We start from the raw sequence: 20,622 nt of genomic DNA, 5'->3' as shown, positions 1-20,622 counted from the left end.
CACAACCAGGTTGTGCGGGGGGTGAGGCACAACCTCTTCTGCTCGACTGATATCGTTCGCCCCGTCATGGCCGGTGACCAGAAACCCCCCAACACTGGCGGCTCGGGCGACGTTCCGTCCGGTGCCGGTCAGGGTTGGACCGCGCTCTCATACCTCATCGGGGGCATGCTCGTCTGGGGTTTCATCGGCTGGCTGGTCGACCGTTGGCTCGACACCGGCGGCATCGCCACCGGTATCGGGGTCGTGCTCGGCATGGCCGGGGGGATCATCCTGGTCGTCCGCCGACTTGGCACGCCTACTTAGGAAGGGACGCGGTGTTCGGACAGGCGAACGTCCTGGCTCAGGGCCAGGCGGAATTCCCACCGAGCGTGGGGGACTTCTACCTGCCCAGCATCCTGCCCTGGGGTGCGGAGAACTCGTACTGGTTCACCAAGATCACGGCGATGGTGTGGATCGCCGTCGGCGTGCTGATCATCTTCTTCCTGGCCACGTACCGGAAGCCGCAGCTGGTCCCCACCAAGAAGCAGTGGCTGGCCGAGTCGATCTACGGCTTCGTGCGCAACAACATCGCCGTGGACATGATCGGTCACGCGGGAGTGCGGTTCGCGCCGTACTTCACCACGCTCTTCTGCTTCGTTCTGCTGACGAACTTCTTCGCGATCGTGCCGTTCTTCCAGATCTCGCCGAACTCGCACATCGCGTTCCCGGCCATCCTCGCCGTGATCAGCTACGTGCTGTTCAACTGGGTCGGCATCCGGCACCACGGCTTCGTGAAGTACTTCAAGAACTCTCTGGTCCCGCCGGCGCCCTGGTACATCCTGCCGCTGCTGATCCCGATCGAGTTCTTCTCGACGTTCCTGGTCCGGCCGTTCTCACTGGCCGTCCGTCTCTTCGCGAACATGTTCGCCGGCCACATGCTCCTGCTGGTCTTCACGCTCGGCGGGTTCGCCATGCTCAGCGCGAACGCCTGGCTGGCGCCGGTCTCGGTGCTGTCCTGGACGATGACGATCGCGCTGACCTTCCTCGAGTTCCTGGTGATCTGTCTGCAGGCGTACGTCTTCACGGTGCTGACCGCCAGCTACGTGCAGGGCGCCCTCGCCGACGAGCACTGATCCGATCTTTCGCACCAACCGTTGTCGTCCCGCGTGACCGTCACGCGTGATAACCAGGAGGAACCAACCAATGGACATCTACGCCGCGGTAGAGGGCAGCACCGCCGCCATCGGCTACGGTCTCGCGGCCATCGGCCCGGGCATCGGCGTGGGCCTGGTCTTCTCGGCCTACATCCAGTCGACCGCCCGCCAGCCGGAGTCGTCCCGGATGACCCTTCCGTACGTCTGGATCGGCTTCGCCGTCATCGAGGCGCTGGCGCTGCTGGGCATCGCCTTCGGCTTCATCTGGGCCGGCTGAACCAGCCCCTTTGACCGGGAGGTTTTCCCATGTACTTCCTCGCCGCTGAGGGTGGTGAGACGACCCACAACCCGATCATCCCGCTCTGGCAGGAGATCGTGGTCGGCCTGGTCGCCTTCGGTGTCCTCTGCTTCGTGCTGATGAAGTTCGTCTTCCCGCGCATGGAGCAGACGTTCCAGGCCCGGGTGGACGCGATCGAGGGCGGCATCAAGCGCGCCGAGGCCGCGCAGGCCGAGGCGAACCAGCTGCTCGAGCAGTACCGGGCCCAGCTCGCGGAAGCGCGTACCGACGCCGCCAAGATCCGTGACGACGCCCGTGCCGACGCCGAGGGCATCCGCCAGGACATCCTCGCCAAGGCGCGCGAGGAGTCCGACCGGATCATCGCCGCCGGCAAGGAGCAGCTCGCCGCGGAGCGGGCCACCATCGTGCGTGAGCTGCGCACCGAGGTCGGCACCATCGCGGTGGACCTGGCCAGCAAGATCGTCGGTGAGTCGCTCGCCGACGAGGCGCGTCGCAAGGGCACCGTCGACCGGTTCCTGAGCGGTCTCGAGAGCACGGGGGCCCGCTGATGCAGGCCGCCAGCCGGGAGTCGTACTCCGCCGGGGCCGAGCGCCTCGACGCGTACGCCCGCGGCGCGGAGCCGTCGGCGGTGGCCTCCACCGCCGACGACATCCTCTCCGTCGCCGCCCTGCTGCGGCGGGAGCCGCGGCTGCGCCGGGCGCTGTCCGACCCGGCGCGCTCGGGTGAGGACCGCACCGCTCTGCTCACCGGGATCCTGAGCGGCAAGGTCGGCGCGGACGCGCTCGACCTGCTCACCGTGCTGGTCTCCGGTCGCTGGTCGGCCCCGTCGGAGCTGCTCGACGGCGTCGAGCGGCTCGGCGTGGAGGCGCTCCTGGCGAGCGCCGACTCGACCGGCGAGCTGGGCGAGGTCGAGGACGAGCTGTTCCGCTTCGGGCAGGTCGTCTCCGGCTCCGGCGAGCTGTCCAACGCGCTCTCCGACCCGATGGCCTCGGTGCAGCGGCGGGCCGAACTGGCCCAGCAGCTGCTCGCCGGCAAGGCCCGGCCGGTCACCGTCCGCCTCGTCGAGGCCGCGCTCGCCGGCTTCGGGGGACGCTCCTTCACCGGTGCGCTCACCCGGCTGGTCGAACTGGCCGCCGACCGGCGGGACCGTCAGGTCGCTTACGTGACAGTGGCGGCTCCGCTGAACGACGAGGAGGAGCGACGCCTCGGTGCCCGCCTCTCCCAGATGTACGGTCGGGAGGTGTCCGTCAAGCAGACGGTCGACCCCGACGTGCTCGGCGGAGTGCGCGTACGGGTCGGATCCGACCTGTACGACGGGACCGTCCTGCGCCGCCTCAACGAGACCCGCAACGCGCTCGCGAAGCGCTGACCAGCGTCTTAGCAGCCCTGATTCGACGCCATCGGACCGGTCGGTACTAGGTATCCCGGGCCCCTGATACTTAAGGAAGCAGAGGATGGCCGAGCTGACCATCTCGACGGAGGAGATCCGCGGCGCCCTGGAGCGCTACGTCTCCTCCTACACGGCCGACGTCTCCCGCGAGGAGGTCGGCACCGTCGCCGACGCCGGTGACGGCATCGCCCACGTCGAGGGTCTCCCCTCGACCATGACCAACGAGCTCCTGGAGTTCGAGGACGGCACGCTCGGCGTGGCGCTGAACCTCGACGTCCGGGAGATCGGTGTCGTCGTCCTCGGTGACTTCGGCGGGATCGAAGAGGGTCAGCGCGTCAAGCGCACCGGCCGGGTGCTCTCCGTGCCGGTCGGCGACGCCTTCCTCGGCCGCGTGGTCAACGCGCTGGGCGAGCCGATCGACGGCCTCGGCGACATCGCCAACGAGGGCTACCGCGAGCTGGAGCTCCAGGCCCCGAACGTGATGGCCCGCAAGTCGGTCGACGAGCCCCTCCAGACGGGCATCAAGGCCGTCGACGCGATGACCCCGATCGGCCGCGGCCAGCGCCAGCTGATCATCGGTGACCGCAAGACCGGCAAGACCACCGTCGCGCTGGACACCATCCTCAACCAGCGTGAGAACTGGCGCTCCGGCGACCCGAAGAAGCAGGTCCGCTGCATCTACGTCGCGATCGGCCAGAAGGCCTCCACCATCGCCTCCATCAAGGGGACGCTGGAGGAGGCGGGCGCGATGGAGTACACCACCATCGTCGCCTCCCCGGCCTCCGACCCGGCCGGCTTCAAGTACCTCGCCCCCTACACCGGCTCGTCCATCGGGCAGCACTGGATGTACGGCGGCAAGCACGTCCTGATCGTCTTCGACGACCTGAGCAAGCAGGCCGAGGCGTACCGCGCCGTGTCGCTGCTGCTGCGCCGCCCGCCGGGCCGCGAGGCCTACCCGGGTGACGTCTTCTACCTGCACTCGCGTCTGCTGGAGCGCTGCGCCAAGCTCTCCGACGAGCTGGGCGGCGGCTCGATGACCGGTCTGCCGATCATCGAGACGAAGGCGAACGACATCTCGGCGTTCATCCCGACCAACGTCATCTCCATCACCGACGGCCAGATCTTCCTCGAGACCGACCTGTTCAACCAGGGCGTCCGGCCGGCCATCAACGTCGGCACCTCGGTCTCCCGGGTCGGTGGCGCCGCGCAGGTGAAGCCGATGAAGAAGGTCGCCGGCTCGCTGCGGCTGAACCTGGCCCAGTTCCGCGAGCTGGAGGCGTTCGCCGCCTTCGCCTCCGACCTGGACCGGGCCTCCCGGGCCCAGCTGGACCGCGGTTCCCGCCTGGTCGAGCTGCTCAAGCAGCCGAACTACTCGCCGTACCCGGTGCAGGAGCAGGTCGTCTCCGTCTGGGCCGGCACCGAGGGCAAGCTGGACGACGTCCCGGTCGGCGAGGTCCGCCGCTTCGAGTCCGAGTTCCTCCAGTACCTCCGGCACAAGCACGAGGGCGTCCTGGCCGGGATCGCGGACAACAAGTGGGACGACGAGATCATCTCCTCGCTCGACTCCGCGATCGCCGAGTTCAAGCAGGTCTTCCTGGGCAAGGAGGACGAGGTCCGGGTCAACGACGCGCCGGCGAAGCCGCTGGAGGGCGAGGAGACCCGCGAGACGGTGACCCGCTTCCGCGACGGCACCACCGACCGCCCGGCCGAGAGCTGATCCGATGGCCGCCCAGGTACGCGTTCTCCGGCAGCGGATCCGTTCCGCCAAGGGGATGAAGAAGATCACCAAGGCGATGGAGCTCGTCGCGACGAGCCGCATCGCCAAGGCCCAGGCCAAGGTGGCGGCGTCGCTGCCGTACGCCGAGGCGATCACCGGCGTGCTGACGGCGCTGGCCTCGAACGCGCGGATCGACCACCCGCTGCTCACCGCGCGCGAGCAGGTGCGGCGGGCGGGCGTCCTGCTGGTCACCTCGGACCGGGGCCTGGCCGGTGGTTACAGCTCGAACGCGATCCGGACCGCCGAGTCGCTGATCGCCCGCCTGCGTGCCGACGGCAAGGAGCCCGTGCTCTACGTCATCGGCCGCAAGGGCGTGGCGTTCTACCGGTTCCGCAACCGGCAGATCGCCGCCAGCTGGACGGGCTTCTCCGAGCAGCCGTCGTTCGAGGACGCCCGCGAGGTCGGTGAGACGCTGATCAAGGCGTTCACCGCCGGCGCGGACGACACCGACAACGACGCCGGTGCCGACGGGATCCTCGGCGTGGACGAACTGCACATCGTCTACACCGAGTTCAAGTCCCTGATGACGCAGAACCCGGTGACCCGGATCGTCGGTCCGATGCAGGTCGAGGACCGGCCCCGGTCCGAGGGCCTGCTGCCGGCGTACGAGTTCGAGCCGGAGCCGGAGTCGCTGCTCGACGCCCTGCTGCCGAAGTACATCAACACGCGGATCTACGCGGCGTTGCTGGAGTCGGCGGCCAGTGAGTCGGCCGCCCGTCGGCGGGCGATGAAGAGCGCCACCGACAACGCCGAAGAGATGATCGAGAAGTACACGCGTGAGATGAACTCGGCCCGTCAGGCCGGCATCACCCAGGAGATCAGTGAGATCGTCGGCGGCGCGAACGCGCTGGCCGCGTCGGGAAGTGAAGTGTGATGACTGTATCCGCAGTTGAGACCAAGACGGCCACGGGTCGCGTGGTCCGGGTCATCGGCCCGGTCGTCGACGCCGAGTTCCCGCGCGACGGCATGCCGGACCTGTTCAACGCCCTGCACGTCGACGTGACGCTCTCCGGCGGCGAGAAGACGCTGACCCTGGAGGTCGCCCAGCACCTGGGTGACAACCTGGTCCGCGCCATCTCGATGCAGCCGACCGACGGCCTGGTCCGCGGCACCGAGGTGCGCGACACCGGCGCGCCGATCAGCGTGCCGGTGGGCGACGCGGTCAAGGGCCACGTGTTCAACGCGATCGGCGAGTGCCTCAACCTCACCGAGGGCGAGACCATCCAGGCCGACGACCGGTGGGGCATCCACCGCAAGGCCCCGGCCTTCGCCGACCTGGAGCCGAAGACCGAGATGCTGGAGACCGGCATCAAGGTCATCGACCTGCTCGCCCCGTACGTCAAGGGCGGCAAGATCGGCCTGTTCGGCGGCGCGGGCGTGGGCAAGACGGTGCTCATCCAGGAGATGATCACCCGTGTGGCCCGGAACTTCGGTGGTACCTCGGTCTTCGCCGGCGTGGGTGAGCGCACCCGCGAGGGCAACGACCTCATCGCCGAGATGACCGAGTCGGGCGTCATCGACAAGACCGCGCTGGTCTACGGCCAGATGGACGAGCCGCCGGGCACCCGCCTGCGGGTCGCGCTGTCGGCCCTGACCATGGCGGAGTACTTCCGTGACGTGAAGAAGCAGGAGGTGCTGCTCTTCATCGACAACATCTTCCGCTTCACCCAGGCCGGTTCCGAGGTGTCCACGCTGCTCGGCCGTATGCCGAGCGCCGTGGGTTACCAGCCGACCCTGGCCGACGAGATGGGCGAGCTCCAGGAGCGGATCACCTCCGTCCGGGGCCAGGCCATCACCTCGATGCAGGCGATCTACGTGCCCGCCGACGACTACACCGACCCGGCGCCGGCCACCACGTTCGCCCACCTCGACGCGACCACCAACCTGGAGCGGTCGATCTCCGACAAGGGCATCTACCCGGCCGTTGACCCGCTGGCGTCCTCGTCCCGGATCCTCGCCCCGGAGTTCGTCGGCGAGGAGCACTTCGCCGTCGCCACCGAGGTGAAGCGGATCCTGCAGCGCTACAAGGACCTGCAGGACATCATCGCCATCCTCGGTATCGAGGAGCTCTCCGAGGAGGACAAGCTCACCGTCGGCCGCGCCCGCCGGATCGAGCGGTTCCTCTCGCAGAACACGTACGCGGCGGAGCAGTTCACCGGCGTGCCCGGCTCGACGGTCCCGATCGCCGAGACCATCGACGCCTTCCGCCGGATCAGCGAGGGGGAGTTCGACCACTTCCCGGAGCAGGCGTTCTTCATGTGCGGCGGCCTGGACGACCTGCGGGCCAAGGCCAAGGAGCTGATGGGCGAGGAGGGCTGAGAGCCCGCTCACACTCACGAGGGCCGTCCCGGCGAAAGCCGGGGCGGCCCTCGGCCTTTTCGGGCCCCTGCACTACCAGATGCCCGGTTCTCCGGCAAGCAGTTCGCCGAATCGCGCGGTACCGTTCCTGACACGACTTCACATCCTGGCCGTTGATCTCTGCAACCAAACGGACCCCCGCGCCCGTCTCCTACCCGTGGGCGCGACGATTGGAGATGCTCGTGGGTGGTAAGGGCGGCGCGGATCGCGGCAAGCGGTCCATGTGGCGCGGCGTGCCCCGGTGGGCCCGCGTCTGCACGATCCTGGGCATCGTCATGGTGGTGCTCAGCGGCTCCGTGCTGATCGGCTCCCGCGCCCTCGTCGCCCGCTACGAGGGATCGGTCGGCAAGGCCGACCTCTTCGGTGACCAGGCCGCCGGCGCCAACGAGAAGAAGAGCGACATCAAGGGCCCGCTCAACATCCTGCTCGTCGGCGTGGACCCCCGGACCGCGACCGCCCGTCCGCTCGCCGACTCGATCATGGTCCTGCACGTGCCCGCCACCATGGACCGCGGCTACCTCTTCTCGCTGCCGCGTGACCTGCGGGTGGACATCCCGGAGTTCCCCAAGGCCGACTACTCGGGCGCCAACGACCGGCTCAACGCGGCCATGTCGCACGGCAGCAACGTGCCCGGGCAGAACCCCAGCACCGCGCAGGGCTTCGAGCTGCTCGCCAAGACCGTGCAGGAGGTCACCGGCATCAAGCGCTTCGACGCCGGGGCGATCATCAACTTCAGCGGCTTCAAGAAGATCGTCGACGCCATGGGTGGCGTCGACATGTACATCGAGCGGGAGGTGCGCTCCGAGCACCTCCAGCCGGACGGCACGCCGCGCCAGCTCAAGCCCGGCGGCGGGGGCTACCTCGGTCCGCAGGCGGTGTACGAGAAGGGCAACGCCCACCTCAAGGGCTGGCAGGCGCTGGACTACGTCCGGCAGCGCTACCCGAAGAACGGCGTGCCGGACGCCGACTACGGCCGGCAGCGGCACCAGCAGCAGTTCGTCAAGGCGATGGTGAGCCAGGCGTTCAGCGCCGACGTGGTGGCCAACCCGGTCAAGCTGGACCGGGTGCTGCGCGCGGCCGGCAAGTCGCTGGTGTTCAACGGCCGCGGCAACAGCGTGGTCGACTTCGGCCTGGCGCTGAAGGACATCCGCCCCGAGGCGATCGAGACGATCAAGCTGCCGGGCGGCCCGATCGGCAGCGGCAGCAACTACCGGGGCGAGCAACTGCTCGAGCCGGCGGAGGACTTCTTCACCGCCCTGCGTACCGAACAGCTCGACGCGTTCCTGCTGGAGCACCCCGACTTCAAGCAGAAGACCAAGTAGCCTAAGCGGGTGCGGGGCCGTGGTGGTCCGGCTCTCACCACCCGCGTTGGGTGGGCTGCGGGGTCGCGACTAGACTTTCGGCAATCCGCCGCCGCAGCAAGGAGACAGCGTGGCACAGCAGCTTCACGTCGAGCTCGTAGCCGTCGAGGAGAAGGTCTGGACCGGCGAGGCCGAGATGGTCGTCGCCCGGACGACCGAGGGTGAGCTCGGTGTGCTGCCGGGGCACGCACCGCTGCTCGGCCAGCTCGCCGAACCCAGCCAGGTACGCATCAAGCAGGCCGGTGGCCAGCAGGTCGCGTACGACGTGGCCGGCGGCTTCCTGTCGGTGACCGGTGAGGGCGTCACGGTCCTCGCCGAGAGCGCAACCCCCGCCACCCCGGCCCGCTGAGCCGACCCGCCGATGGAGATCGTCGAAGGGATCGGAATCGGCGTCGCGATCGTCGTCGTCGCGCTTCTGATCCTCTTCATCCGGCGGGCCCTGTTCACGCGTAGCGGTGGCATCATCCGGCTGAGCGTCCGGGTCAACACGATCCTCGACGGTCGTGGCTGGTCACCCGGGTTCGGTCGCTTCGTGGGCGACGAACTCCGCTGGTACCGCATGTTCAGCTTCGCGCTGCGCCCCAAGCGGGTGCTCTCCCGCAAGGGGCTGGCGGTCGAGCGCCGCCGGCTGCCCGAGGGGCAGGAGCGCATGTCCATGCCCGCCGAGTGGGTGATCCTGCGCTGTACCAGCCACCACGCGCCGATCGAGATCGCCATGGCGCGATCCACTGTGACCGGATTCCTGTCCTGGCTCGAGGCCGCCCCACCCGGGGCGGTCTCGCCGCGTCTGGCCTCCCAGGACTGGCCCGCCGCCTGACCCCACCCTCCCCTCCGCCCCTCCACGGTTCGCGGGGGCCGTGCTGGGGCGCCTCCGCTGACGCCGATCTTGAAGTTGTGGCGCCAGGAAATGCCCGGCTCGCGCCGTCTCGCGAGACACCACAACTCCAAGATCGCCGCAGCCCTCCCCGGCGTCGCTCGCGATCTTGCACTTGAGGCCCCGGCAAACCTCGCGAACCGAACGCCGGTCGGGCTCGAACTGCAAGATCGCGCGGCCAGTCGTGCGAGCGCCCGGCGGCGTCGTGCTGCCGCACCGAGCCAGCCCCGCTCGGGCCGACCTCGCTCGGGCCGACCTCGCTCGGGCCGACCTCGCTCGGGCCGACCTCGCTCGGGCCGACCTCGCTCGGGTCGGCCCCCCTCTCGGGCCAGCCCCGCCCTGCGTCAGTCCCGCCCGGGCCAGCTCTGACCGGCCAGCCCCACCCGGGTCGGGTTGATCATGAACTTGGCGGCATCTGGTGTCCGGTTTGTCGCCGCTAACCTCATGATCGACGGCCCGGGGGGGGGCGGGTGGTGGTGCCATCCGTGCACGCGAGCCCGCCCCACGCGCCCTCCGCCGCCTCGGCGACCTCGCCAGCCGTAGATCTTGGTACGAAACGGCCCCCATAGGGGCTGTCATGTCCCGGGACATGTGTCAACGGGAAGTCCCGATAGATGTGTCAGGGGTTGTGGATCGTGGGGGTGGGGGTGAGGGGGATGTAGTTCTTGAGCCACTGCGCGGTCATGTGCAGGTGGCCGTTGCTCTGCGAGACCATGCCCGGCAGCACATACCACCCGACCCAAGATCCCTACCACGTGACACATGTATCGGGACTTCAACGCTGACAGATGTCATGGGACTGAACAGCCCCCATAGGGGCCCTTTCCTGCCAAGATCTACGGCTGTTCCTGGAATGCGGACATGCGTCTCAATTGATGGGAGACGGCACTGGTGGGAGGGCTCCGAGGTGCTCTGGGGTGCGGGAGGTCGGGAGGTCGGGAGTGCCGGGCAGCATTGCCGGTTCGGCGTGTGGGTGTGGTGCCGGTCCGGGCGTGTGGGTGGGGGTGTCCGGTTCGGGGGTGGTGGGCGGCACTCTGACGGCGGAATCGTGTGCGGGTGCCGGGCGTTGTAGACGGGTGAACGACCGAGCACCGGCCCTGCCCCTGATGGGCCGCACGGCCTGCGGGAACAGACGAGGCCGGCTGGTCGTTGACGATGGTTCCGGCGACGTGAGCCGGCCCGGGAATGACGCCGGGTCGCGGGTCGTTGGACATGCTTCCTGGCGCCGCGCAGAGGCACCCCCTGTGCCCCGCGAGCTGCCGGGATCCCCCAAGACTTTTCTTGAGCGCCTGACGGTGCCCACGCCTCCCGTCCCCCGGCGGGGTGTGTCGACCCCCGAATGGAGCACTTGTGATGAACACGATTCTGCGGAAGAGCGTTCTGGGTATTGCTGGTCTGGCTTTCACCGGTGGTGTGTTCGCCGGTCCGGTCGCCGCCCACGCGGCCGACACCACCATCCACGCGGCCAAGCCGGTGAGTGTGAGCGTGCAGGGTGACAAGCTGATCCCGCACGGTGTGCAGGGTGAGCAGTCGCGGATCGACCTGAACGACGAGCAGACCGCGAATGTGAAGGCGATCATCGCGGCGACGAAGAAGGCCGGCATGGACGAACGCGCCGCCGTCGTCTCCATCGCCACCGCGTTGCAGGAGTCGAAGCTGGAGAACCTCGGCCACCTCGGTGACCGTAACGACCACGACTCGCAGGGCCTGTTCCAGCAGCGCCCCTCCAGTGGTTGGGGCACGGTGGAGCAGATCACCGACCCCGAGTACTCCACCACCGCCTTCCTGAAGGGTCTGAAGCAGGTCGACGGCTGGCAGGACATGCCCCTGACCAAGGCCGCCCAGACCGTCCAGGTCAGTGCTTACCCGGACCACTACGCCCAGTGGGAGCAGCAGGCCGCCGACCTGGTGGCCGAGCACTGGAACAAGTAAGAGATACGAAGGCCGGCACCCCGAACCAACGGGGTGCCGGCCTTTTCACGTCTGCGCGACCAGCTCGACCTCGTACCCCTGCCCGTCGGTGAGGTAGGCGGCGTAGCTGTCCGGGCCGCCCGCGTGCGGGTGCCGGTCCGGGAACAGCAGCGTCCAGCCGTACTCTCCGGCGGCAGTGACCAGCCGCTCGACGGCGGCCGGCGGGCCGGCGTGGAAGGCCAGGTGGTTCAGGCCGGGCGCGCGCCTGTCGTGGGTGCGGCCGGTGAGCGCGGGTGACTCCTCCAGCACGATGTAGGTCGCGCCGAGCCGCCAGGAACGGCCGGCGGGCCAGTCCTGGTAGAGCGTCCAGCCCAGCTCGCCGAGAAGCCAGCCCCAGGAACGACTGGCCGCCGCCAGGTCGGGTACCCACACCTCCACGTGATGGAGGCCGCCGATGGTCAGCGCTTCCCGCCCGGAACCCATAGCACGTCGCCGTCCGGATTTGCCGTTCTTGACAGGATAAAGAGCAAATCGGAGAGCCGGTTGAGATACTTTGCCGGGAGGGGGCTGGTCCGATCGGGGTCGTGTGCGACCAGCGCCCATGCCGCACGCTCGGCGCGCCGAGCGGTCGTCCGTGCCACGTGCAGCAGTGCCGCACCCGCGGTGCCGCCGGGGAGGATGAAGGAGTCGAGCTTGCTCAGGCGCGCGTTGTACTCGTCGCACCAGCCCTCGAGGCGCTCGACGTACTCCTCGGTCACCCGCAGCGGCGGGTACTTCGGATCCGGTTCGACAGGCGTCGCCAGGTCCGCGCCGACGTCGAACATGTCGTTCTGCACGGACTCCAGCACGGCCCGCAGCTCGTCCGAGAGCTGCCCCAGGGCGAGCGCGACGCCGATCGAGGCGTTGCACTCGTCCACGTCCGCGTACGCGGCGATACGCGGATCGGTCTTCGGCACCTGCTCGTTGTTGCTCAGCCTGGTCATGCCGGCGTCGCCGGCCTTGGTGTAGATGCGCGTGAGGTGGACGGCCATGACGCACAGCCTACGGATACCGGACCTGACCATCCCGGCCCGGCCGAGCCCGGTGGGGCCGGGGGACGCGGGAGATCCGGCGGTCAGCGACGTCGACGTCATCCGGGTACGCGGTGACGCCCGCCTCGCCGGCGCCGTGCACGTGGTGGGTGCGAAGAACTCCGCGCTGAAACTGATGGCCGCCGCGCTGCTCGCGCCCGGCCGCAGCATCATCACCAACGTGCCCCGGATCACCGACATCGCGATCATGGGTGAGGTGCTGCGGCGGCTCGGCTGCGGCGTACGTTTCGGGCCGGACGACCCGGTCGACCCGATGGTGGCCCACGGCGGTGTGGCGCGGTCCCGCTCGGTGCTCATCGACGTGCCGGAGCAGCCGGGCGCGGAGGCCGACTACGACCTGGTCCGGCGGCTGCGCGCGTCGATCTGCGTGCTGGGCCCGCTGCTGGCCCGCCGGGGGTACGTGCGAGTGGCGCACCCGGGCGGCGACGCCATCGGCTCGCGCGGCCTGGACATGCACATCGCCGGGCTGGCCCGGATGGGCGCGGAGATCTCCGGTGAGCACGGCTTCGTCATCGCCGAGGCCCCGGGAGGGCTGCACGGCGCCGACATCGTGCTGGACTTCCCGAGCGTGGGCGCGACCGAGAACCTGGTCATGGCGGCGGTGCTGGCCCGGGGCGCCACGACGATCGACAACGCGGCCCGGGAGCCGGAGATCGTCGACATCTGCACGATGCTGAACCGGATGGGCGCCCGGATCGAAGGGGCCGGCACGTCGACGCTGCACATCGTCGGCGTACCCGAGCTGCGGCCGGTCCGGCACGCCACGGTGGGGGACCGGATCGTGGCGGGCACCTGGGCGTTCGCCGCGGCGATGACCCGCGGCGACGTGACGGTGACCGGCCTGGACCCGGCGTACCTGGAGGTCGCGCTGGACAAGCTGGTCGCGGCCGGCGGCCTGGTCGAGACCCGGGGCGACGCCTTCCGGGTACGCATGGACGACCGCCCCCGGGCGGTCGACGTGGTCACGCTGCCCTACCCGGGCTTCGCCACCGACCTGCTGCCGATGGCGATCGGACTGGCGGCGGTCAGCGAGGGCGGCTCGCTGATCACCGAGAACATCTTCGACGGCCGGTTCATGTTCGCCAACGAGATGATGCGGCTGGGCGCGGAGATCCGTACCGACGGTCACCACGCCCTGGTGTGCGGCCGGGAGCGGCTGTCCGGCGCCCCGGTCCGCGCCACCGACATCCGGGCCGGTGCCGGGCTGATCATCGCCGGGCTCTGCGCCGACGGCCTCACCGAGGTCTCGCACGTGCACCACGTCGACAGGGGCTACCCGGACTTCGTGGCCGACCTGCGGGCGCTCGGTGTCGAGGTGGAGCGCGGCACCGCGCCGGAGGAGCCGGACCTGGCCATCTGACAGCCGGGGCTTATCCCTCGTTAAGTAGGGTTCTGGCAGACGTTGCAGAACACGGCGAGGGAGAAGCAGATGGCGGGTCGACTCGCGGTCGTCGGTGCCGGGCTGATGGGCTCGGGTATCGCCCAGGTGGCGGCGCAGGCGGGCTGGCAGGTGACGCTGCGCGACATCGACGACGCAGCCACGAAGCGCGGTGTGGACGGCATCCGGAAGTCGCTGACGAAGTTCGCCGAGAAGGGCAAGATCGAGGCGTCCGACGTCGAGGCGACGCTGGGCCGGATCACCCCGACCACCGACCTGGAGGCCGCCGCCGACGCGGACATCGTGGTCGAGGCGGTCTTCGAGAAGATCGAGATCAAGCACGAGGTGTTCCGCGCGCTCGACAAGATCTGCAAGGCGGACGCGGTGCTCGCCACCAACACGTCGGCCATCCCGGTGACCCAGATCGCCACCGCCACCGAGCGCCCGGAGTCGGTCGTCGGCACGCACTTCTTCTCGCCGGTGCCGATGATGAAGCTCTGCGAGCTGGTACGCGGCTACAAGACCAGCGACGCGACGATGGACACGGTCAAGTCGTTCGCCGAGGGGATCGGCAAGACCGTGGTGGTCGTCAACCGGGACATCGCCGGTTTCGTCACCACCCGGCTGATCTGCGCGCTGGCGATGGAGGCGGTCAAGCTCGTCGAGTCCGGCGTGATCTCCGCCGAGGACCTGGACACCGCCTGCAAGCTGGGCTTCGGCCACGCCATGGGCCCGCTCGCCACTGTCGACCTGACCGGCGTGGACGTGCTGCTCAACGCCACCCGCAACATCTACACCGACACCGCCGACGAGAAGTTCTTCCCGCCGGAGCTGCTCCAGCGCATGGCCACCGCCGGCGACCTGGGCCGCAAGACCGGCCAGGGCTTCTACTCGTACTGACCGGCCCGTCCCGCCCCCGGCCCGCGCGGCCGGGGGCGGTTCACGTGCGGGCCCGATTCACGTCCGGTGCCGGTTCAGGTGCGGTGCCGGTTCACGTCCGGTGCCGGTTCACGTTCGGGGCGGGCTGAGCGCGGCGCCGATCAGCGCGAACGCGTCCGGTATGACGGTGCCCCAGTAGCCGAAGTTGTGCCGCCCGTCGGCCCAGGCGGCGCGTACCGGCTCCTCGGGCAGCGCCCGGGCCAGCGCGCGCACGTCCCTGAGGAAGTTGTCCTGCCGCCCGCACCACAGCCCCACCGGGGTGCCGCGCAGCCTCTCCACGCCGGTGAAGACCGCGTCGCCGGGGCTCACCGCGGGGGAGAAGGCCGCGGCCATCCGCAGCCACTTCGGGTACGTCTCGGCGAGCAGCAACGCGCCGAAGCCCCCCATCGACCAGCCCCACACGGCCAGCCGGCTGCTGTCGAACCCGCGCCGGGCGCACCAGGTGGGCACCTCCTCGCGCACCATCCGCTGCGGGTCGTCGTCACCGGCGGCGCGCCAGGACAGCCGTCCGCCGGTGGCGCCCGCGAGCGCGAACGGCGGGGCGCCCCGGCGTACCGCGTCGGTCAGGAAGCGGGCCAGCCCGAACCGGCCGTAGTCGCGCGGGGTGGCCGACGCGCCGTGCAGCACCAGGCAGACGGGGAGGCCGCGGCCGTCGCCGTACCCGTCGGGCACGGCCGTCCAGAAGTCGACCTCGCGACCGCGCGCGCCGGACGCGATGCGGATCAGCCGTTCGTCGCCGGCCGGGGCGTCCGGCAGGGACGGCGCCGGTCCCGGGCGGGGGCCGGACAGCTGCCGGGCGGCCAGGCCGCCGACCACCGCGGCGCCGGCCACGCCGGCGGCGGCGCCGAGCAGGGTACGCCGGGTCAGCGTCGATGCCATGCCGGCGAGTGTGCCACCGCCACGTGGGTGTTAAGAAGGGGCCCTTCCTCTACCGCAGGCGTTAATAGGGGGCCCTTCCTTACACCTCAGCCGTCGCGCTTTGTGGTCCAGCGGAACGTGGTCAGGCAGAGCACCAGGCCGATGACGCACCAGGCGCCCAGCACCAGCGCGACGGTGCCCAGTTCGAACGAGCCGCCCGGCTCGCGCGCGCCGAAGCTGTCCGGCAGGAAGACCGACCGCAGCCCCTGGCACATCCACTTGAGCGGGAAGATCGCCGCGACCTGCTGCATCCAGGTGGGCAGGCTGGTGAAGACGAAGAACACGCCGGAGATGAACTGGAGCACCAGCGCGACCGGGGTGACCACTGCCGAGCCGCTGCGGGCGGTGCGGGCCAGCGACGAGATGGCGATGCCGCACAGCGTGCAGGCGGTGACGCCGAGGACGGCGACCCAGGCGAACGTCAGCCACTTGCCGGTGGTCTGCGGCAGTTGGAGGTCGAACATCGCCACCGAGACGGCGAGCAGCAGCGCGGTCTCGGCGATGCCGATCACCACCACCATGATCACCTTGCCGGCGAACCAGACCCACTTCGGCATCGGCGTACCGCGGTAGCGCTTGAGCACGCCCCGGTCCCGCTCGATCGGGATCCAGATGCCGAGGTTCTGGAAGCTCACCGTCATCAGACCGGTCGCGATCATGCCGGTGATGAAGTACTGGGTGTAGCTGACCCCGGGGGCGATCTCGTCGCTGAAGATCGCCGCGAAGATCAGGATCATGATGATCGGGAAGCCCATCGTGAACACGACGGACTCCCGGCTGCGCAGGAACTGGGTGATCTCCAGCCGCCCCTGACGCAGCGCCAGCGCGCCCGCCCCGGACCGCCGGGCGGAGGTGGCGGCGACCGGGGCCGCCGGCTTCGTCGTGGTGGTCATGAGTGTCCGATCATCCGCAGGTAGACGTCTTCCAGGGTCGGCCGGGTCACGGTGAGGCCCGGCACCTCGCCGCCGAAGCGCGCGGCCAGGTCGGCCACCAGCGCCGTCGGCGTCGCGGTCTCCGCCGAGGCCGGCGTCCCGTCCGGGGTACGCCAGGAGACGGTCGCCAGCGACTCCTGCCGGTTACCCAGCGCGTTCGGCGGCGCGACCTCGATCACCCGTCCGGCGGCGATCACGCCGACCCGGTCGGCGAGCGCCTCGGCCTCGTCCAGGTAGTGGGTGGTGAGCACGATCGTGGTGCCGGCGGCGGACAGGTCCCGGATCAGCTCCCAGAACTCGCGCCGGGCCTCCGGGTCGAAGCCGGTGGTCGGCTCGTCGAGGAAGAGCAGCTCGGGGCGGCCGATGATGCCCAGCGCCACGTCCAGGCGGCGCTTCTGCCCGCCGGAGAGCGTGTGCGTGCGCGCCTTGGCCTTGGCGCCCAGCCCGACCCGCTCGACCACCTTGTCCGGGTCGTCGGCGCCCGGGTAGAAGCCGGAGAAGTGGCGGACCACCTCGATGACGCTGAGCTCGTCGAACTCGCCGGTGCCCTGGAGCACGATGCCGACCCGGGAGCGCCAGCCGGCGTCGGGGTGGGCGGGGTCGGCGCCGAGGACGCGTACCTCGCCGGCGTCGCGCTGCCGGTAGCCCTCCAGGATCTCGACCGTGGTGGTCTTGCCGGCGCCGTTGGGGCCGAGCAGGGCGAACACCTCGCCCCGGCGGACGTCCAGGTCCACCGACGCGACCGCGACGTTGTCGCCGTACGCCTTGCGCAGCCCTCGCACGGAAATCGCGAGCTCGTTCTCCATGACGTCAAGTGTGCGTCGTGCGGTAGCCCGTTCCACTGCCGGGTCAGCTATATACGCGGGGTATACACTCGGTGTAGTCTCTGGTCATGACGGTTCCCCTGACCCTGCTCGGGCTGCTCGAACGCGAACCGAGCCACGGCTACGACCTCAAGCGCGACTACGACACCTTCTTCGGGCGCGGCAAGCCGCTGCCGTACGGGCAGGTCTACTCGACGCTGAGCCGGCTGGCCCGCGACGGCAAGGTGGTGGTCGGCGACGTCGCTCCCGGCGCCGGGCCGGACCGCAAGCGCTACGTCATCACCGACCGGGGCGCCACCGAGGTCGAGCACTGGCTGACCGAGCCGGTCGAGCCGGAACCGCACCTGCAGACCCTGTTGTTCACCAAGGTCGTGCTCGCGCTGATGCTCGACCGCCCGGCCGAGGAGTACCTGGACACCCAGCGCGCCGCCCACCTGCGCCGGATGCGCGAACTCACCGAGATCAAACGCGGCGGCGAACTCGTCGACGTGATGCTGGCCGACCACGGCCTCTACCACCTCGAGGCGGACCTGCGGTGGATCGAGACGACGGGCGCCCGGCTGGACGCCCTGAGAAAGGCGGTACGCCCATGAGCCCGATGATCGAGGCGCGCGACGTCACGTACGCGTTCGGCGAGACACCGGCCCTGCGCGGCGCGAGCCTCGCCGTGGCGGCCGGTGAGGTCGTCGCCGTGATGGGGCCGAGTGGCTCCGGCAAGTCGACGTTGCTGCACTGCCTGGCCGGCATCCTGCGCCCCGACTCCGGCGAGGTCCGGTTCGACGGCACCCGGATCGACACGCTCGGCGAGGCCGACCGCAGCGCGCTGCGCCGCGACAGGTTCGGCTTCGTCTTCCAGTTCGGGCAGCTCGTACCGGAACTCACCGCGGCCGAGAACGTGGCGTTGCCGCTGCTGCTGCGCGGCGTCCGCCGCACCCCGGCGCTGCGCGCCGCCCAGGGCTGGTTCGAACGGCTCGGCCTGGCCGGCCTGGAGCACCGCCGGTCCGGTGAACTGTCCGGCGGGCAGGCCCAGCGGGTCGCGCTGGCCCGCGGCCTGGTCGCCGAGCCGCGGGTGCTGTTCGCCGACGAGCCCACCGGCGCGCTCGACTCGCTCACCGGCGAGGAGGTGATGACGCTGCTCGTCGACGCCGCCCGCGAGCGCGGCACCACAGTCGTCCTGGTGACGCACGAGGCGCGCATCGCCGCGTACGCCGACCGGGAGGTCATGGTGCGCGACGGCCGGGTCAACGCACCGGCCGGGGTCGTCTCGTGATCGGGCTCGCGCTCCGGCTCGCCGTCGCCGGTGGCCGGGAGGCGCTGGTCCGGCTGGTCGCCGTAGCCGCCGCCGTCGCTGTGGGCACCGGGCTGCTGCTCACCACGCTCGCCGGTGTGCACGCCACCGACGCCCAGCTCACCCGCTACGCGTCGATGTACCCGCAGGAGACGGCGGGCGGGTCCGCCGACCCGCTGCTGTGGTCCACCCGCACCGACTACTTCCGGGGCGATCAGATCCTCCGTATCGACGTCGCCGCGACCGGTCCGGACGCGCCCACGCCGATCGGCGTCCCCCGCGCGCCGGGGCCCGGCGAGTTCTACGCCTCCCCGGCGCTGCGCGACCTGCTGGCCACCATCCCCGCCGACCAGCTCGCCGACCGCTACCCGGGCCGGGACCTCGGCGTCGTCGGGCCGGCGGCGCTCACCTCGCCGGACACTCTGCTCGTCCTGGTGGGCGGCACCCCGGAGCAGGTGGGCGGCCTGGACCAGGTCCGGAAGGTCACCCGGCTCGACGACAACCGGGCCCCGCTGCCGAGGGCGGCGATCGACCTCATCCTCGGCGTGGTGGCGGGCGGCCTGCTGTTCCCCGTACTCGTCTTCATCGGCACCGCGACCCGGCTCGGTGCCGCTCGCCGGGAGCAGCGGTTCGCGGCCATGCGGCTGGTCGGTGCCACGCCCCGGCAGATCTCGGCCATCGCGGCCGTCGAGGCCGCACTCGCGGCGGCGGCCGGCGCGGCGGCCGGCTTCGCGTCGTTCTTCGCGTTCCGTGGGCAGCTCGCCGGCATCCCGTTCACCGGCATGCCGTTCTTCCCGGAGGACATGGCCGTCGGGGTGCCGGAGGCCCTCGTGGTGGCGCTGGGCGTGCCGGCGGGCGCGGCGGCCGCGGCCTGGCTCGCCCTGCGCCGGGTCCGGATCTCCCCGCTCGGCGTCAGCCGCCGGGTCACGCCGCGACCGCCCCGGTTGTACCGGCTGATCCCGCTCGCGCTCGGCCTGGCCGGGCTGGGCTTCGCCCTGGTGTACCGGCCGCCCACCTCGGACGGTCAGACCGCGCTGTTCCTGCCCGCGCTGCTGCTGGTCATGGTCGGGCTGATCGCGGGCGGGCCGTGGCTCACCATGGTCGGCGCCCGGGCGATGGCCGCTCGCGCCAGCCGGCCCGCCGCGCTGATCGCCGCGCGCCGGCTCGCCGACAACCCGGCCGCCGGGTTCCGCGCGGTGAGCGGAGTGATGCTGGCGCTGTTCGTCACGACGGTGGCGGTCGGCGTGATGGGGACGATCGCGCACGAGCGCGGTCCGGCGCCCCGGGGTTCCCTCGAGGCCGGCCGGCTGTCGATGGTGCTCACGAACGACCCGCCGGTGCCGGGCAGGCTGCTGGCCGACCTGGCGGCGGTGCCCGGCGTCCGCAACCCGGTACTCGTCCGGGAGAACCCGGTACGCGGTGACGGCCGCGACTCCGGCGTGATCGCCTGCGCGGACATTCCACCCGCGTACGGGCGGTGCGCCCCCGGGGCGAGCGTCGCCGAGGTGGCACCGGAACTGATCCCCTGGCGGGAGTCCGCCTCGGCCGACCGGGTCTGGCCGTCGTCCCCGGTGGACCCGGCCGCGCTTTCCGGGCTGCCCGCCGGTTCGGTGGCGGTCGAGGCGGCGGACCCGGCCGCTGTCGAGCGGGCCCGGACGATCCTGGAAGCCGCCTTCCCCGCCTTCTTCGTGGCGCCGAACGTGCCGGGCGACTTCGAGGCCGACTTCGCCGACACCATGCGGGGCTGGCAGCGGCTGGCCGACATCGTCGTGGTGGCCGGTCTGGTGCTCGCCGGATGCAGCCTGGCAGTGGCGGTGGCGGCCGGTCTCAGCGAACGGAAGCGGCCGTTCAGCCTCCTCCGGCTCAGTGGCGCCCCGGTACGGCTGCTGCGCCGGGTGGTAGCAGTGGAGAGCACGGTGCCGCTGCTGACCGTCGCCGTGGTGGCGGTCGGGATGGGACTGGCCGCCGCGCAGTTGTTCCTGCGCGCGCAGATGGACTACGACCTGCGCCTGCCGGGGATCGGGTTCGCCGCCGTGGTGGCCCTCGGCGTGCTGGGCTGCCTCGCGGTCGTCGCCGCCACCCTGCCGCTGCTGGAACGGATCACCGGCCCGGAGACCGCCCGCAGCGAATGACCCGTACGGTGGGCCGGC

The 20,622-nt window shown here is 70.7% G+C and carries 23 protein-coding genes; 18 read left to right on the top strand and 5 right to left on the bottom strand.

The window, feature by feature from the left end:
- The first annotated feature begins 66 nt into the window (after window positions 1-66).
- From NMK34_RS25320 to NMK34_RS25265, 13 genes are all read left to right on the top strand, one after another.
- The gene (locus NMK34_RS25320) at window positions 67-303 is read left to right on the top strand and encodes an AtpZ/AtpI family protein (RefSeq protein ID WP_013288260.1); all 237 of its coding nucleotides are present in this window, start codon (window positions 67-69) and stop codon (window positions 301-303) included.
- 11 nt (window positions 304-314) lie between these two features.
- Window positions 315-1,112 carry a F0F1 ATP synthase subunit A gene (gene atpB / locus NMK34_RS25315; protein ID WP_318335484.1) on the top strand — a complete coding sequence of 266 codons (798 nt, stop codon included), beginning with the start codon at window positions 315-317 and terminating at the stop codon, window positions 1,110-1,112.
- A 70-nt stretch (window positions 1,113-1,182) separates the two neighbouring features.
- A complete protein-coding gene (locus NMK34_RS25310) occupies window positions 1,183-1,410 on the top strand; it encodes an ATP synthase F0 subunit C (protein WP_091422600.1) in 228 nt (75 codons plus the stop codon).
- 29 nt (window positions 1,411-1,439) lie between these two features.
- Window positions 1,440-1,979: a F0F1 ATP synthase subunit B gene (locus NMK34_RS25305; RefSeq protein WP_194800588.1), complete on the top strand. Its 540-nt coding sequence runs from the start codon at window positions 1,440-1,442 to the stop codon at window positions 1,977-1,979.
- Complete coding sequence (locus tag NMK34_RS25300) at window positions 1,979-2,800, top strand: F0F1 ATP synthase subunit delta (RefSeq protein ID WP_318335483.1); 822 nt, start codon at window positions 1,979-1,981, stop codon at window positions 2,798-2,800. Before NMK34_RS25305 ends, NMK34_RS25300 begins: the two co-directional genes overlap by 1 nt.
- Before the next feature lie 85 nt (window positions 2,801-2,885).
- On the top strand, window positions 2,886-4,538 hold the full coding sequence (gene atpA, locus NMK34_RS25295) for a F0F1 ATP synthase subunit alpha (protein ID WP_318335482.1): 1,653 nt from the start codon (window positions 2,886-2,888) through the stop codon (window positions 4,536-4,538).
- Between the two features lie 4 nt (window positions 4,539-4,542).
- Complete coding sequence (locus NMK34_RS25290) at window positions 4,543-5,472, top strand: F0F1 ATP synthase subunit gamma (protein WP_318335481.1); 930 nt, start codon at window positions 4,543-4,545, stop codon at window positions 5,470-5,472.
- Window positions 5,472-6,917, top strand: coding sequence for a F0F1 ATP synthase subunit beta (gene atpD / locus NMK34_RS25285; protein ID WP_318335480.1), 1,446 nt, complete (start codon window positions 5,472-5,474; stop codon window positions 6,915-6,917). The genes NMK34_RS25290 and atpD overlap by 1 nt, the downstream gene beginning before the upstream one ends.
- A gap of 215 nt (window positions 6,918-7,132) precedes the next feature.
- On the top strand, window positions 7,133-8,278 hold the full coding sequence (locus NMK34_RS25280) for an LCP family protein (protein ID WP_318335479.1): 1,146 nt from the start codon (window positions 7,133-7,135) through the stop codon (window positions 8,276-8,278).
- Between the two features lie 109 nt (window positions 8,279-8,387).
- Window positions 8,388-8,666 (top strand): F0F1 ATP synthase subunit epsilon, encoded by a 279-nt coding sequence (locus NMK34_RS25275; protein ID WP_047893558.1) that lies wholly within the window; start codon window positions 8,388-8,390, stop codon window positions 8,664-8,666.
- Window positions 8,667-8,678: 12 nt separating this feature from the next.
- Window positions 8,679-9,134: a DUF2550 domain-containing protein gene (locus NMK34_RS25270; RefSeq protein ID WP_120573385.1), complete on the top strand. Its 456-nt coding sequence runs from the start codon at window positions 8,679-8,681 to the stop codon at window positions 9,132-9,134.
- Between the two features lie 241 nt (window positions 9,135-9,375).
- Complete coding sequence (locus NMK34_RS30945) at window positions 9,376-9,588, top strand: pentapeptide repeat-containing protein (protein ID WP_412098919.1); 213 nt, start codon at window positions 9,376-9,378, stop codon at window positions 9,586-9,588.
- Window positions 9,589-10,544: 956 nt separating this feature from the next.
- Entirely contained in the window at window positions 10,545-11,123 is a 579-nt protein-coding gene (locus NMK34_RS25265) for a hypothetical protein (protein ID WP_318335478.1), read from the top strand.
- 45 nt (window positions 11,124-11,168) lie between these two features.
- Here the strand turns inward: NMK34_RS25265 and NMK34_RS25260 are convergent, their stop codons facing one another.
- Together NMK34_RS25260 and NMK34_RS25255 are read right to left on the bottom strand one after the other, a co-directional pair.
- Window positions 11,169-11,585: a VOC family protein gene (locus NMK34_RS25260; RefSeq protein WP_318335477.1), complete on the bottom strand. Its 417-nt coding sequence runs from the start codon at window positions 11,583-11,585 to the stop codon at window positions 11,169-11,171.
- Window positions 11,561-12,133, bottom strand: coding sequence for a cob(I)yrinic acid a,c-diamide adenosyltransferase (locus NMK34_RS25255; protein ID WP_013475364.1), 573 nt, complete (start codon window positions 12,131-12,133; stop codon window positions 11,561-11,563). The genes NMK34_RS25260 and NMK34_RS25255 overlap by 25 nt, the downstream gene beginning before the upstream one ends.
- On the opposite strand from NMK34_RS25255, the gene murA reads away from it, so the two are divergent.
- Both murA and NMK34_RS25245 read left to right on the top strand, forming a co-directional pair.
- Window positions 12,132-13,553, top strand: coding sequence for a UDP-N-acetylglucosamine 1-carboxyvinyltransferase (gene murA / locus NMK34_RS25250; protein WP_318335476.1), 1,422 nt, complete (start codon window positions 12,132-12,134; stop codon window positions 13,551-13,553). The two genes, NMK34_RS25255 and murA, sit on opposite strands and share 2 nt — an antisense overlap.
- Before the next feature lie 69 nt (window positions 13,554-13,622).
- On the top strand, window positions 13,623-14,471 hold the full coding sequence (locus NMK34_RS25245; protein ID WP_135241796.1) for a 3-hydroxyacyl-CoA dehydrogenase family protein: 849 nt from the start codon (window positions 13,623-13,625) through the stop codon (window positions 14,469-14,471).
- 108 nt (window positions 14,472-14,579) lie between these two features.
- Here NMK34_RS25245 and NMK34_RS25240 read toward each other — a convergent pair whose 3' ends face one another.
- From NMK34_RS25240 to NMK34_RS25230, 3 genes are all read right to left on the bottom strand, one after another.
- Window positions 14,580-15,389, bottom strand: a complete 810-nt coding sequence (locus NMK34_RS25240; protein WP_318335475.1) for an alpha/beta hydrolase — start codon at window positions 15,387-15,389, stop codon at window positions 14,580-14,582.
- Between the two features lie 86 nt (window positions 15,390-15,475).
- Window positions 15,476-16,321: an ABC transporter permease gene (locus NMK34_RS25235; RefSeq protein WP_013288243.1), complete on the bottom strand. Its 846-nt coding sequence runs from the start codon at window positions 16,319-16,321 to the stop codon at window positions 15,476-15,478.
- On the bottom strand, window positions 16,318-17,166 hold the full coding sequence (locus NMK34_RS25230; protein ID WP_318335474.1) for an ABC transporter ATP-binding protein: 849 nt from the start codon (window positions 17,164-17,166) through the stop codon (window positions 16,318-16,320). The genes NMK34_RS25235 and NMK34_RS25230 overlap by 4 nt, the downstream gene beginning before the upstream one ends.
- 86 nt (window positions 17,167-17,252) lie before the next feature.
- Between NMK34_RS25230 and NMK34_RS25225 the strand changes: the two genes are divergently transcribed.
- From NMK34_RS25225 to NMK34_RS25215, 3 genes are read left to right on the top strand one after another with little or no spacing between them, the layout of a single operon-like run.
- Complete coding sequence (locus tag NMK34_RS25225) at window positions 17,253-17,777, top strand: PadR family transcriptional regulator (protein ID WP_318335473.1); 525 nt, start codon at window positions 17,253-17,255, stop codon at window positions 17,775-17,777.
- Window positions 17,774-18,454: an ABC transporter ATP-binding protein gene (locus NMK34_RS25220; RefSeq protein WP_318335472.1), complete on the top strand. Its 681-nt coding sequence runs from the start codon at window positions 17,774-17,776 to the stop codon at window positions 18,452-18,454. Before NMK34_RS25225 ends, NMK34_RS25220 begins: the two co-directional genes overlap by 4 nt.
- Window positions 18,451-20,604 carry an FtsX-like permease family protein gene (locus tag NMK34_RS25215; protein WP_318335471.1) on the top strand — a complete coding sequence of 718 codons (2,154 nt, stop codon included), beginning with the start codon at window positions 18,451-18,453 and terminating at the stop codon, window positions 20,602-20,604. The genes NMK34_RS25220 and NMK34_RS25215 overlap by 4 nt, the downstream gene beginning before the upstream one ends.
- The last annotated feature ends 18 nt before the right edge of the window (window positions 20,605-20,622 follow it).

This window comes from Micromonospora sp. BRA006-A, assembly GCF_033433935.1.
GTDB classification, from domain to species: domain Bacteria; phylum Actinomycetota; class Actinomycetes; order Mycobacteriales; family Micromonosporaceae; genus Micromonospora; species Micromonospora aurantiaca.
The sequence above is the reverse complement of the archived record's forward strand: the minus strand, read 5'-3'. Positions and strand labels throughout refer to the sequence as shown.